The organism is Halorussus ruber, from assembly GCF_004765785.1.
GTDB lineage: Archaea > Halobacteriota > Halobacteria > Halobacteriales > Haladaptataceae > Halorussus > Halorussus ruber.
Genome location: NZ_SBIT01000001.1, coordinates 280,220 through 293,106, shown reverse-complemented (window position 1 = coordinate 293,106; position 12,887 = coordinate 280,220). Strand labels below are relative to the sequence as shown.

15 protein-coding genes are annotated in these 12,887 nt (G+C 64.8%); 9 read left to right on the top strand and 6 right to left on the bottom strand.

What is annotated here, in order from left to right; genetic code table 11:
- Positions 1 to 14: 14 nt before the first annotated feature.
- Positions 15 to 794 (bottom strand): alpha/beta fold hydrolase, encoded by a 780-nt coding sequence (locus EPL01_RS06025; protein ID WP_135824352.1) that lies wholly within the window; start codon positions 792 to 794, stop codon positions 15 to 17.
- Between the two features lie 244 nt (positions 795 to 1,038).
- Between EPL01_RS06025 and EPL01_RS06020 the strand changes: the two genes are divergently transcribed.
- Together EPL01_RS06020 and EPL01_RS06015 are read left to right on the top strand one after the other, a co-directional pair.
- On the top strand, positions 1,039 to 1,284 hold the full coding sequence (locus EPL01_RS06020; RefSeq protein WP_135824556.1) for a DUF7127 family protein: 246 nt from the start codon (positions 1,039 to 1,041) through the stop codon (positions 1,282 to 1,284).
- Positions 1,281 to 3,548, top strand: coding sequence for a CDC48 family AAA ATPase (locus EPL01_RS06015; RefSeq protein ID WP_135824351.1), 2,268 nt, complete (start codon positions 1,281 to 1,283; stop codon positions 3,546 to 3,548). The genes EPL01_RS06020 and EPL01_RS06015 overlap by 4 nt, the downstream gene beginning before the upstream one ends.
- Positions 3,549 to 3,929: 381 nt before the next feature.
- Here the strand turns inward: EPL01_RS06015 and EPL01_RS06010 are convergent, their stop codons facing one another.
- Both EPL01_RS06010 and priS read right to left on the bottom strand, forming a co-directional pair.
- On the bottom strand, positions 3,930 to 4,913 hold the full coding sequence (locus tag EPL01_RS06010; RefSeq protein ID WP_135824350.1) for a hypothetical protein: 984 nt from the start codon (positions 4,911 to 4,913) through the stop codon (positions 3,930 to 3,932).
- A 42-nt stretch (positions 4,914 to 4,955) separates the two neighbouring features.
- Complete coding sequence (priS, locus tag EPL01_RS06005) at positions 4,956 to 6,113, bottom strand: DNA primase small subunit PriS (protein ID WP_135824349.1); 1,158 nt, start codon at positions 6,111 to 6,113, stop codon at positions 4,956 to 4,958.
- 109 nt (positions 6,114 to 6,222) lie between these two features.
- Between priS and EPL01_RS06000 the strand changes: the two genes are divergently transcribed.
- Positions 6,223 to 6,594: a hypothetical protein gene (locus tag EPL01_RS06000; protein WP_135824348.1), complete on the top strand. Its 372-nt coding sequence runs from the start codon at positions 6,223 to 6,225 to the stop codon at positions 6,592 to 6,594.
- 39 nt (positions 6,595 to 6,633) lie between these two features.
- Here EPL01_RS06000 and EPL01_RS05995 read toward each other — a convergent pair whose 3' ends face one another.
- Positions 6,634 to 7,152, bottom strand: coding sequence for a GNAT family N-acetyltransferase (locus EPL01_RS05995; RefSeq protein WP_135824347.1), 519 nt, complete (start codon positions 7,150 to 7,152; stop codon positions 6,634 to 6,636).
- 115 nt (positions 7,153 to 7,267) lie between these two features.
- Between EPL01_RS05995 and EPL01_RS05990 the strand changes: the two genes are divergently transcribed.
- Positions 7,268 to 7,705 (top strand): archease, encoded by a 438-nt coding sequence (locus EPL01_RS05990; protein WP_135824346.1) that lies wholly within the window; start codon positions 7,268 to 7,270, stop codon positions 7,703 to 7,705.
- 95 nt (positions 7,706 to 7,800) lie between these two features.
- A complete protein-coding gene (locus EPL01_RS05985) occupies positions 7,801 to 9,279 on the top strand; it encodes an RtcB family protein (protein WP_135824345.1) in 1,479 nt (492 codons plus the stop codon).
- A gap of 329 nt (positions 9,280 to 9,608) precedes the next feature.
- On the opposite strand, the gene EPL01_RS05980 is transcribed toward EPL01_RS05985, so the two are convergent.
- On the bottom strand, positions 9,609 to 9,917 hold the full coding sequence (locus tag EPL01_RS05980) for a HalOD1 output domain-containing protein (RefSeq protein ID WP_168215825.1): 309 nt from the start codon (positions 9,915 to 9,917) through the stop codon (positions 9,609 to 9,611).
- A gap of 124 nt (positions 9,918 to 10,041) precedes the next feature.
- Here EPL01_RS05980 and EPL01_RS05975 point away from each other — a divergent pair, with 124 nt between their 5' ends.
- The 3 genes from EPL01_RS05975 (at position 10,042) to EPL01_RS05965 (ending at position 11,052) form a co-directional block, all read left to right on the top strand.
- On the top strand, positions 10,042 to 10,302 hold the full coding sequence (locus EPL01_RS05975; RefSeq protein ID WP_135824344.1) for a hypothetical protein: 261 nt from the start codon (positions 10,042 to 10,044) through the stop codon (positions 10,300 to 10,302).
- A gap of 213 nt (positions 10,303 to 10,515) precedes the next feature.
- On the top strand, positions 10,516 to 10,719 hold the full coding sequence (locus tag EPL01_RS05970; protein WP_135824343.1) for a DUF8015 family protein: 204 nt from the start codon (positions 10,516 to 10,518) through the stop codon (positions 10,717 to 10,719).
- Between the two features lie 126 nt (positions 10,720 to 10,845).
- On the top strand, positions 10,846 to 11,052 hold the full coding sequence (locus EPL01_RS05965; protein WP_135824342.1) for a ribbon-helix-helix protein, CopG family: 207 nt from the start codon (positions 10,846 to 10,848) through the stop codon (positions 11,050 to 11,052).
- Between the two features lie 19 nt (positions 11,053 to 11,071).
- Here EPL01_RS05965 and EPL01_RS05960 read toward each other — a convergent pair whose 3' ends face one another.
- Complete coding sequence (locus EPL01_RS05960; protein WP_246045634.1) at positions 11,072 to 11,419, bottom strand: DUF7969 family protein; 348 nt, start codon at positions 11,417 to 11,419, stop codon at positions 11,072 to 11,074.
- A gap of 593 nt (positions 11,420 to 12,012) precedes the next feature.
- On the opposite strand from EPL01_RS05960, the gene EPL01_RS05955 reads away from it, so the two are divergent.
- Positions 12,013 to 12,864, top strand: coding sequence for an eIF2B alpha/beta/delta subunit family protein (locus tag EPL01_RS05955; protein WP_135824341.1), 852 nt, complete (start codon positions 12,013 to 12,015; stop codon positions 12,862 to 12,864).
- The last annotated feature ends 23 nt before the right edge of the window (positions 12,865 to 12,887 follow it).

The window sequence follows — 12,887 nt, the reverse complement described above, 5'->3', positions numbered from 1 at the left end:
TCGCCGCCGGAAACTCAGATTCCTTCGTCGTCCAGAAAGTCCCGAACCGCCGCGTTGAAGCCCTCGGGCTCCTCCAGCATGGCGAGGTGGGCCGCGCCCAGCACCTCCCGGTAGCGCGCGTCGGGAATCCCGTCGGCTAGCTCCTCGTGGTAGTCCGGCGGCGTGAGGTGGTCGTGTTCGCCGACGAGCGCGAGGGTCGGCACGTCCACCTCGCCGAGTTTGTCGCGCACGTCGAAGACGTGGCAGGACTCGAAGTCCCGGCGGGTCACGCGCTGGCCGACCGCCCGCATCGCCTCGGTCGAGAGTTGGGTGTAGCGCGAGTCGGCGTCGTGGAAGAGGCGGTCCTCGCCGTGGAGGAACTCGACCGCCCGGTCGAAATCAGATTCGAGCCAGCGCCGGAGGTCGTCCAGAACGGGGAGCTTGGCCCCCGTGCCCGTCAGAACCAGCGCGTCGAAGCCGTGGTCGCGCTCGATGGCGACGTGGAGCGCGACCGCGCCGCCCAGCGAGTTGCCGACCAGCACCCCCGCGTCGGTCTCGTCGGCCACCGCCAGCACGTCGTCGGCGTAGGCCGAGATTGTCTCCCACCCGATGTCGGCGTCGAAGTCCTCCGACTCGCCGTGACCGCTCAAGTCGAGGGCGACGACCGGGCGCTGGCTCGCCAATCGGCCGAGTTGGCCCTTCCAAGCCTCGTGAGTGCCGCCGGAGCCGTGAACGCAGAGGAGCGGCGACTCCTCGGCTCCTCGGTCGGCGACTCGGTAGGCCGTGGTCCTGCCGTGGTGCGTGACCTCTTGCATGTAACGGTCTTCGCGTGCGCGAGACAACAAACCTCCGGTCAGGAGCGCGAACCTCCGGTCAGGAACGGAGTCGTCCTCGGTCCGGAGCGCAGTCGGTTCGGCCGAAAGTTCAGTCTTCGTGATACACCCGGCGCTCGCCATCCGAACCGCAATTCAGGCCGTATCCAGATACCCCGTCGCCTTCTTGCGATTTTTTGGAGAAAGATTTAAGTATTAGAATCCCTAACCTATGGTTAGCATCAAAATGTCACTACAGCACATCGCCGACAGAGACGACGTGTTCGCCCGGCGCTACGACTACGGCGACGAGGAGGTCCTCGTCGCTGACCTCGGCGTCGCGGGCGACGCCTCCGTCGATATCCTCGACGACGTGGCAATCGTCGTCTTCGAGGACGAGGAGGGCTCGCGCCAAATCGAGCTGCAACTGCCCGACGGTGGGGCACAAGCGTTTATCACCAACGGCGTCCTCACTATCGAGGTGGGACTATGAAACTCACTGTCAAGCCGTTAAAACAGAAGGACGCCGGGCGCGGACTGGCCGCCATCGACCGCCAGTCGATGCACGAACTCGGCGTCGAGAACGGCGACTACATCGTCATCGAGGGGAAGAGTCAGGGCCGGGCCGTCGCCCGCGTCTGGCCGGGCTACCCCGAGGACGAGGGCCGGGGAGTCGTCCGCATCGACGGACAGCTGCGACAGGAGGCGGGGGTCGGCATCGACGACAAGGTCACTATCGAGAAGGCCGACGTCAAGCCCGCGAACTCCGTCACCATCGCGCTCCCCCAGAACCTCCAGATTCGGGGCGACATCACGCCGCACGTCCGCGACAAGCTGAGCGGACAGGCCATCACGAAGGGCCAGAACGTCCCGTTCGGCTTCGGGCTGATGGGGATGGGTTCGGGCCAGTCCATCCCGCTGAAAGTCGCTAGCACCGACCCCGAGGGGACGGTGGTCGTCACCGACTCGACCGAAATCAACATCAGCGAGCGCGCCGCCGAGGAGATCGCGCAGGGCGGCGGCGCTGGCGGACCCGAGGGCACGCCCAGCGTGACCTACGAGGACATCGGCGGCCTCGAAGACGAGCTAGAGCAGGTCCGCGAGATGATAGAGTTGCCGATGCGCCACCCCGAGCTGTTCAGTCGGCTCGGCATCGACCCGCCCAAGGGCGTCCTGCTCCACGGCCCGCCCGGCACGGGCAAGACCCTGATGGCGAAGGCCGTCGCCAACGAAATCGACGCCCACTTCCAGACCATCTCGGGCCCCGAGATTATGTCGAAGTACTACGGGGAGTCCGAGGAGAAGCTCCGGGAAGTGTTCGAGGAGGCCGAGGAGAACGCCCCGGCCATCGTCTTCATCGACGAGTTGGACTCCATCGCGCCGAAACGCGAGGAGGCCGGTGGCGACGTGGAACGGCGCGTCGTCGCGCAACTCCTCTCGCTGATGGACGGGCTGGAATCCCGCGGCGAGGTCACGGTCATCGCCGCCACGAATCGCGTGGACGCGGTGGACCCCGCGCTCCGGCGTCCCGGTCGGTTCGACCGCGAAATCGAAATCGGCGTGCCGGACCGCGAGGGCCGCCTCGAAATCATGCAGGTCCACACTCGCGGGATGCCCCTCGCGGACGGCGTGGACCTAGAGGAGTACGCCGACAACACCCACGGCTTCGTCGGCGCTGACCTCGAAAATCTGGCGAAAGAGGGCGCGATGAACGCGCTCCGGCGCATCCGGCCCGAAATCGACCTCGAAGAGGAGGAGATTCCGGCCGACGTGCTCGAATCGCTGAAAGTCACCGAGCGCGACCTCAAGGAGGCGCTGAAGGGCATCGAACCCTCGGCGCTCCGCGAGGTGTTCGTGGAGGTCCCCGACGTGACGTGGGACCAAGTCGGCGGACTGGAGGACACCAAAGAGCGGTTGCGCGAGACCATCCAGTGGCCGCTTGACTACCCCGAGGTCTTCGAGGAACTCGACATGCAGGCCGCCAAGGGCGTGCTGATGTACGGCCCGCCCGGGACCGGCAAGACCCTGATGGCGAAGGCCGTCGCCAACGAGAGCGACAGCAACTTCATCTCGATCAAGGGTCCGGAACTCCTGTCGAAGTGGGTCGGCGAGTCCGAGAAGGGCGTCCGCGAAGTGTTCAGCAAGGCCCGCGAGAACGCCCCGACCGTGGTGTTCTTCGACGAAATCGACTCCATCGCCACCGAGCGCGGAAGCGGCGGGGGCGGCGGCACGCAGGTCAGCGAGCGGGTCGTCTCCCAACTGCTGACCGAGTTGGACGGCCTCGAAGAACTGGAGGACGTGGTCGTCATCGCCACCTCGAACCGGCCGGACCTCATCGACAGCGCGCTCCTGCGCCCCGGTCGCTTGGACCGCCACGTCCACGTCCCGGTGCCCGACGAGGAGGCCCGTAAGGCCATCTTCGAGGTCCACACCCGGAACAAGCCGGTCGCCGACGACGTGGACCTCGACTGGCTCGCCAGCGAGACCGAGGGCTACGTCGGCGCGGACATCGAGGCCGTCACGCGCGAGGCCTCGATGGCCGCCAGCCGGGAGTTCATCAACAGCGTGGACCCCGAGGAGATCGGCGACAGCGTGGGTAACGTCCGCATCAGCAAGGACCACTTCGAGCAGGCCTTGGACGAGGTGACCCCGAGCGTCACCGAGGAGACCAAGGAACGCTACGAGGAAATCGAAGAGGAGTTCGACTCCGCGGAACCCGCGACCGAGGAGGACACGCTCGGAAGGACCTTCCAGTAGAACCTTTTGCCGCGGTCGAGCGCGCCGTAGGCGCGCTCTCCCTGGCAAAACGTTCATGAAAAACACCGGAAGACAAACCGCGTCTTCCGAGCAGTCGGTCGCTTTGCTCCCGACGACACGGCGGTCGTCCCGCCGCTCACTTCGTTCGCTTTGGTCCTCCCTTGGTCCGCTCGCTCGTCGCTTGCGCGGCGCGAAGCGCCGCGCCGCCGCTCCTCGGTCGCGGTCGATTGCGGTGACTCGGGTGGATTGGCTCGCCGAGCGCAAGCCGATTGAAGAAACAATTTTCGTTCTTTTGGAAACGTTTTCGTTTCTTAGATAAATCCGTATATTTCCGAAGCGGTCGCTACGCCGTCTGCGTCTGGCGGGAAAATCGCCGTCGCCTCACTCCAGTTCCTCGGCCGCGCCGCGCTCCACGAGCGGCGCGGCGTTCGCCTCGGGCAGGGTCACCACGTCCTCGCGCGCCAAATCGTAGGTGCGCTCGTCCACGCCGAAAATCTCGCCCACGTCGTCGGTGATGCGGACGGTCGTGCGCTCGGCGAGACCCGAAAGCGGGCCGTCCTCGTCACCACGTTCGGAGTCCGGGTCTGCTTCGGACGGCGACTCGTCCGGCGACCCAGGCGAAGCTGTCTCCGCGTCAGGTCCGTCCGCGTCAGGCCCGCTCTCGTCTGGTGCGTCGGCAATCGCGGCGGCCTCGGCGGCTGCGGGGCGCGCGCCGTCCGAATCTCCGTCCGACCCCGCCGCGCCGGAGTCCGACGACGCAGTCGCCGGACTCCCGGCGCTCGCTCCGGCGTCGGTCTCGCCCATCACGTCGGCGGCGCTGACCTCGCCCGAGTCGTCTGCGCCCGCGCCGGGAGCGGACGAATCCCCGACAGGCGGGTCGCCGGGGTCGGGGGTCGCCGCAGGAGTCGAGTCTCCGCCTGCGCCCGACGCGGCGTCGTCAGCGGGCGTCGGGGTCGGCGACTCGGAGTGTGGTTCGGCCTCGCCCGCGAGGATGTCCAGCACCTCCTGTTTGTTCGACTCGATGCGCTCTACCAGTCCCTCGAAGAGGTCCTGCTCCTCGCTGGTCAGGCCCTCCTCGTCGGCGGGCATCCCCGCCGCGGCGAGACTCGCGCGCTTGACGATTTTGCCGACGCGGCGCTCGTAAATCGCTTCTACCACGTCCTCGGCGGTGTTGACCTCGTCGGTCAGGCGGTTGACCTCAGGGTCGTCGAACGGGCTATCTGCCTGCTCGGCCGCCCGCTCGCGCTGGTCTTTCAGGTCGGCGATGTAGTCGGCCACGTCGGCGTAAAACGACTCCCGCAGGTGCTGGAGGCTGTCTTTCGACCGCTCCTTGCTCTGTACCGTGCGGAGTTCGTCCAGATTCATCGTCGTCCCGTCATGTTTGTCCAGTCAGTTTCGTGGTCGTACTCATTCGCGCCCCTTCTCCGCCCGACCGCGGGCCATCAGGAACACCGCGACGTATTCCGGAACCGATACGTCACCGTCCGAGAGGGTAAAGCTTTCGTCGTTCAGTTCCACCGGGCCGGGGTCGGTGACCTCGATTGCGACCTCGTTGCCCTCGAAGGTCTCGGGAACCGGGTCGCTGAGTGGGTCGAACGCCTCGACCTCGTCGCGCGGGATGCGAATGACCTTCAGTCCGGTTCCGCCGTGGAGGCTCCCCGGCAGGCGGATGAGCCGCCGGAGGTCGGTGGTGACGGGTTCGTCGATGGCGGCCGACTGGGATTCGACAGTTTCCTTTATGAGATGTTTAATTAAGATACGAATCCCCTGTCCTCCTTTTTCGATATTACCGGACTTAATTTTCTCATAATCGTCGTAAACAGCTTCTAGAATTTTCTCTGCTCGTTCACCGCCAATTCTGTCGAACGATTCCAATCGTTTCAATGCGCTATCTTTGTCACGGTTCTGTAGTTCGTCAGTAAACGCAAGAAGGGTATTATGAATGCGCTGGCCCCAACCACCCTCGTTCGGAATTACACGAGCAGTTGTTGTTACCCGTTGCTTCTTCTGAATAATTGATTCGTAATTCACACCTTCACCCCGGATGTAGTCCACGATTTCCCGGCGCTCGTCCCGATTCAGGCCCCGAACGCCCTCGTCGCGGACGTGGACGTGGTAGCCTCGACCGCCCGAGAAGACCACGGTCAGCTCCGAGAAGCCGAAGTCGTCTTCGAGCAGGTCCACGAGGTTCAGGACCTCTTCTTTCCCCTCGGCGAGCATCTCGCCGTAGGAGTCCCGCTGGGGGTCCACGCCGGTCAGGTGGTCGGCGTCGATGTCGAAGACCAAATCGGAGTCGCGCCACCCCTTCTCCTCCATGTCGTCCGCGCCGGGGTCGTCGTAGCGCCCGGCCGAGAAGTAGACGTGGCGCGGGCGTTCGCGCTGGAGGAAATCGCCAACCTCGCCCAGTTCCAGCAGCGACTGGTGGCGGACCATCGTCGTCGGCCCCGTCGTCCACGGGATGTAGCCCCACTCGCGGAACTGCGGGTCCGGCGGCGGCGTCAGCTCGCTCCGTCGGTAGTGGTCGCGGAAGCGACCGCGGAGGTACGCTCGGGTGCGCTCTTCCATGCTGTTTTGCTGTCTCGGGCGGACCCTAAAACGCTACCTAATCGCTACTCGGTCGGGAACCCTCACCAAATATCGGTACGATTAAATTACCGACGAGACAGAACCGGGTATGAACGTCGAGACGAACTCGACCGAGACCGACTCGCCGACCGACGACGGGTTCCCGTGGCACTATCTGGTGTACGCCGGACCGGTGAACATGGTGCTGTCCATCCTGACGATACTCGGCATCGGCCTCTATCTGGCGACCGAGGTGCGATTCCTCGCAGTCCTGAGCGGACTCGGACTCGTCGTCCTCATCCTCGGAGGCTTTCTGACCCTGCTCCTCGTGGAAGTCGGCATCTTCTTCGACGCGCCCGCGGTGGCCGAGTCCGACGTGCAGTGGTCGCCCAACCGGGCGCTGTACATGCTCGGGGCGCTCCCGTTCTCGCCGCTGGTCGGGACTGTCTACGTCCTCCAGCGACGGGAGTACCTCCAGTAGCGCGACCAGTCGAACAGACCGACTTCGGCCCGGCCGACCTCAGCCCCGCATGAACTCCGAAATCTTCTGGGTCAGGCCGCCGTTCCCACCGAGTTTGAGGTAGTAGGCGTCGCCGCCGTCCTCGTAGTAGTTCTCGATGTGTCGCTCGACCTCGAACCCGAGATGCTCGTAGAACCCGAGGGCGTTCTGATTGCTGGCGCGGGCGTGGCAGGTGACGCTGTCGTGGTTCTCCGCGACCTGTCCGACGAGGCGCTTGCCGATTCCTTCGCCGCGGAACTCCGGGCTGACGGCGAGAAAGAGGATATAGCCGTCGCGCCGGACCGCCGCGAACCCCATCAGTGTCTCGTCGCCCCCGCCGCTCCCCCGCTCGGAACTGCCGCGGACCTCGCGCGTCACGAGGAGGTGGACCGTCGAGCGCCGATACGCGTCGGTGAAAAATCCCTTGCGCTGTTTCAGCACGTCCTCCTCGCGCCGGATGCGCTCTTTGAGCCGCCACGCCGCCTCGACGTAGCTATCGTCGCCGGGGCGGGCGATTTCGAAATCGACGTTGACGCTCACTAGTTTGCCGTAAGCCCGTGGTCAATATAATTCCACCGCCCGCGCGCGTCGGTCGCCGGTACTCGACCCGAAGCGATGGCGAAACAGTTTCCGGCGTCGCCTCGTGAGAACCGGTATGAGCTACGAACTTCGGGACCACACCGCCGACGTGGCGGTCGAGGCGACCGGGCCGACCCTCGAATCGGTGTTCGCCGCGGCGGGCGACGGACTGGCGGCCGCGATGTGCGAGGAGATTCCCGAGGCGGGCGGCGAGCGCTTCGAGTTCGAGGTCCGCGCCGAGGGCCGCGAGGCCCTGCTGTTCGACTATCTCGACGACCTCATCTACGAGCGAGACGTGCGGTCGGTCCTCCCCGTGGACAACGAGGTGGAGATTCGAGAGCCAGAGAGGGGAGACGAGGACGGGGAAAGTGGGGAATGGGCGTTGGAGGCCAGCGCCCGCGGTCTCCCCCTCGCAGACATCTCGGCCCGCGAAATCAAGGCCGTGACCTACTCCGAGATGGCCTTAGAGGAGACCGAGTCGGGATGGCGGGCCTACGTCGTCTTCGACGTGTGAGTGCGAGAGCGTGGCGCGAGGGGCACCGCTGTTGACACGTCACGCGCAGAGACGAATGGCGAAACGTATTCCGGCAGGGCGACCAACTGGCGAGTATGACCGACAACGACGCGGGAGACACCTACGAGGCGGGCGAGGTCACGCTACAGAAGGTCCGTGACTACGTCTGGGAGATTCCCCGAGAGGGGGACATGCGCGTCCCGGCGCGAGTGCTGGCCAGCGAGGAGCTACTCGACCAAATCGCCGACGACAAGACCTTAGAGCAGTTGCAGAACTCGACGCACCTGCCGGGGGTCCGGAAGTACAACGTCTGCATGCCCGACGGCCATCAGGGCTACGGCTTCCCGGTCGGCGGCGTGGCCGGAATCGACGCCGAGGAGGGCTGTATCTCGCCGGGAGCGGTCGGTTACGACATCAATTGCGGCGTCCGGATGATGAAGACCGACCTGACATACGAGGACCTGAAGGGCCGCGAGGAGGAGCTTTTGGACGCGCTGTTCGCCAACATCCCCTCGGGCCTCGGCGGGGGCGGCGTGGTCGAGGGCGACATCGACACCGTGGAGGCCATCCTCGACCGAGGGATGGAGTGGGCGCTCGAAGAGGGCTGGGCCGTCGAAGAGGACTTGGCCCACTGCGAGGACGAGGGCGTGCGCCACGATTCGGACCCCTCGAAGGTGTCCCAGAAGGCCAAGGACCGGGGCAAGAACCAGATTGGAAGCCTCGGGTCGGGCAACCACTTCCTCGAAGTCCAGCGCGTGACCGACACGTATCTAGACGACGTGGCAGACGCGTATGGCTTGGAGGAGGGCCAAATCGTCGTCCTCATCCACTGCGGGAGCAGAGGGCTGGGCCATCAGGTCTGCACCGACTACCTGCGGGACATCGAGAAGGCCCACGCTGGCTTGCTGGACCAGCTTCCGGACAAGGAACTCGCCGCCGCGCCCGCAGGGAGCCAGTTGGCCGAGGACTACTACGACGCGATGTGCGCGTCCATCAACTTCGCGTGGGTGAACCGCCAACTCATCATGCACCGCACGCGGCAGGTGTTCGAGAAGGTCTTCGGTAACGACTGGGAGTCGATGGGCATGGACCTCCTCTACGACGTGGCCCACAACATCGCCAAGAAGGAGACCCACACCGTCGAGGGCGGCGAGGAGCGAGAACTCTACGTCCACCGGAAGGGCGCGACCAGAGCTTTCCCGGCGGGCCACGAGGAGGTCCCCGGCGCGTACCTCAACGTGGGCCAGCCCATCATCATCCCCGGAAGCATGGGCGCGGGAAGCTACGTCCTCCGGGGCGGCGAGGACTCGATGGACCTGACCTTCGGCTCGACCGCCCACGGTGCGGGCCGGACGATGAGCCGCACGCAGGCCAAGAAGGACTACTGGGGCGGCGACGTGCAGGACGAACTGGAGCAGGAACACATCTACGTCAAGGCCCAGAGCGGTGCCACGGTCGCCGAGGAGGCCCCGGGCGTCTACAAGGACGTGGACGAGGTGGTTCGGGTCTCGGACGCGCTGGGCATCGGCGACAAGGTGGCCCGGACCTTCCCGGTCTGTAACATCAAGGGGTAGCTCCGGACACCTGATTTCGGCCAGCGCGCGCTCGGTGGAACAGACCACAAGCAAACGCTCGGCCAAACAAACCACCGAGAAAGAGCTTCCTCGACCAGTCCACCGGGGGATGAAGGGACCGCCCGGTCGCGGCCGTCGTGACCGAAGCGAACGACTGCTCGGCGGACGCGGTTTGTCCGCCGGTGGCCGTTAGGCCCGTGGTCGTCTCAGCGACCGCGACCGGGCGGGGGCTTCAAGAAGCGTTCACAGCCGCGTATTCTGTCGTGGTGCGGTTCGTCTCCCGAATCCAAACTGCCGCGACAGAGCGAAGAAGAGGCCTGAAAACACACCTAGTCGATTTTCAGGAACGTCGCCCGCCCGTCTTGAGAGAGTTCGATGCGGTAGCCCTCGAAGGTGAACGCCAGTTCGGCCTGCGCTTCGATTGGCGGCGGGTTCGAGAACAGGTGTTCGACCACGTGGTCGATGGTGTCGTACAGCGACCCGATGTCGGTCGGGTCCTCGCCTTCGAGGTCCGCGACGATTCGCGCGATGTCGATCTCGGGGTCGTCGGCGTCGCCCGGAAGCTGGCCCTCGAAGAGTTCGCGGTGGACGATGACGCTGTCAGAGTCTGGTGGTGTTTCCCCACCCTCCTCGGTCATGCCTGATTATGCAATCCGAAGTGTAATATGCATTGCTGGAAATATCAGTTATTTCTTATTTTTCGAGGGCGGAACCACCAGTTTGCCCGGAATTTGATGTGGCTGCCCCGCGAACGGCGAGACGATGGCCCTTCTGGAAGCACTCGTCGTCTTCGTCGTCGGATTCGTCTCGGGCACGGTCGTCCGCTGGTTCGCGGGGCTGGCGGCGTTCGTCGCGCTGGTTCTGGTGATTCTCGGGGTCGCCACGCCCCAGATTACGCTCTTGGACCACATCGTCCAGCGGTACTACCTCGGCAACGAACTGCTGTTCATCTCCGGGTTCCTGTTCGGCATCGACGCCAAACAGACCAAGGAGGTGGTGGTCGAGCGCCGCGCGAGCGACTGAGCGAGGAGAAACCGAGCTAGCAATCTAATTCATTCTCTCGAACTTGTTTTTATTTTCTAAATAACTCTATAGCTGTCTTTTGTGGCGGTGGTCGTGAGTCCGTCGAGCGACGGGCCTCGCTCTCGGCGAGCTCATAACTTATGTAGATTATTTTCTGAACCACTCTCTTTCCAACCCAATGTATTTATATACCCATAGAGCGTAGTATATAGTATGAATTACTACGACCTCGTTCTCGGCCTCATCCCGCTCGCCCTCCTCGGTCTGACCGCGCTCCTCACCACCGCCGGGTTCGCGCTCACCGCCGCCGTCCCGCTCGCTGGCACGATTTCGGCCGGGATGATTGGCCACGCGATGTTCGTCCGCACGCCGACCGACGTGGTCGAGACCCCCGCCACACTGGTCGAAACGCGATAAATAGACTGCTCTCTTCTCGACTCCCGCTCTCTTCTCGACTACTACTCTTTTGCCCGACTCGCTTCGTCCGCGTCGGCCGCTCGTCTGACGTATTTATTTGTGTTCGCTCTGCGGTGAGTTTCCAATATGCACCAGGACCACCTCGACATGGAGTCGGTCACCCTCGAACTCTCCGAGGAGGAACTCGACCGCATCGACGACATCGCGTTCGCGGACCACCGGGACAACCGCGAGGCCGCGATTCGGGAACTCCTCGACCAGTGGTTGAAGGCCCGCAAGCGAGCGGACGCCGAGGCAGAGGAGTCCGAATCCGGAGCGCCCTGCGACGAGTGACCCGCGATTCGAGGGTGACCTACGGTTTGAAGTCGAACCGCGGGCCGTCGTCGTCCGAGTCGGGGTCGTCTATCGACGGCCCTTCGACCGACGGCGGCACGAACGACCGGTCTTTGGGGTCTATCTCTGTTCCCTCCTCGTACTTCACGAAACTCAGGTAGTAGACTTCGCCACAGCCTTCGCCCTCGGTCTCGTCGGCCCCGCAGACGATTTTCACGCCGTCCGCCTCCTCGAAGTCGTCGTAGGCGTCGGCGTACTCCCACCCGTCCAGCGGCGTCGGCGTCACGCACTTGTCGGCGAGGTACCCCTCGCGGTCGAGGGTGGCGATTGCCCCACAGCGCGGGCAGTAGTAGCGGACCTCGGTCATGGTGTGTTGTAGGTGGGCCGGGCACTTTCGATTGACGACTAGGAAAATCGGATCGAAGGTGAACGAGAATCAGGTCGAAGACTGAGAACCGATTAGCGATGGTAGTTTCTGAAGCCTCTACTCGGTCGCAAGCCTCTACTCGGTCGCTTCGTTGTGGCGTGACCGTGAGCACGAACCGCAGAATTGTCATCGTGGAGTTTTCTTGAAGCCCCCGTCCGGTCGCAGTCGTTGCTCGGCATATCCTCGGTCTCTCCGCACCGCCCGACCTCGGATAGCGGCCGAGCAACGACTGAAATGAACGCGACCGGGCGGCCCCTTCATCCACCCGTGGCAGTTGCTCAGTCAAGCGTTTGCAGGTGAAAGTGCCACTGAGCGCGTGCCTCACGCCTCCCCAGCCTCCTCGTTCGCTCCCGCTGGTCGCTCACTCGTCCCTCGCACGCCGATGGCACGACACGGAGGTCGTGCCAGCGCGCGCCGGAGTGGAAGAAAACTGTTCGAGAGCGAACCCCGAGTCGGTCCCGACTCCCCGTCGTGAATCTCCGCCCGCGCCCCGAGGAGCAAGACATTTGGCCCGCCGAAGAGAGCATTCGGGTATGATAGACGAGACGGTCGAGGAGATACGCGAGATGCAGACCCATAGCTCCTCCGTCGTCGCGGTGAAGGCCGCCCGCGCGCTGGAGGACCTGCTCGAACGCGACTTCGCCTCGGTCGAGGACTTCGAGCGCGACCTCGAACGCAACTCGTCGGCGCTCCGGCGTGCCAACCCCTCCCACGCCTCGCTGGTGACGACCCAGCGCGCCATCGTCTCGATGGTCGAGGACGCCGACGCCGGGACTGTCGAGGAGGCCAAAGCCACCCTCGCCGACGCCATCGACGACGTGGTCCAGCAGGTCGAGACAGCCAAGCGCCGGGCCGCCGAGAACGCCACGGAGTTCGTGGAGGACGGCGCGACCATCCTGACCCACGACTACTCCTCGACGGTGCTGGAGGCCATCGAGCAGGCGGTCTCGGAGGGCCGGTACGTCACCGTCTACGTCACCGAGGCCCGGCCGCGCTACCTCGGTCGCAAGACCGCCCGCGCCCTCGCCGAGATGGACCGCGTGGACGCCCACCTCGTCGTGGACGGGGCCTGTGGCCACTACCTGCCGGAGTGCGACCGCGTGTTCATCGGCATGGACTGCATCGTGGACGACACCCTCTACAATCGCGTCGGGACCTTCCCGCTGGCCGCGACCGCGAACCGGACCGACGTGCCCGTCACGGTGGTCGGCTCCTCCGCGAAGCTGGTCGGCGAGGGCTTCCGGTTCGAGAACGACTTCCGCTCGCCCAGCGAGGTCCTGCGCGAACCCGCAGAGGGCTTCTCCGTCGAGAATCCGGCCTACGACGCGACGCCGACCGACCTCCTCGACTCGGTCGTGACCGACGAGGGCGTCCGCGAGTTCTGAGGACCCCGAGCGCGTGGCGGTTT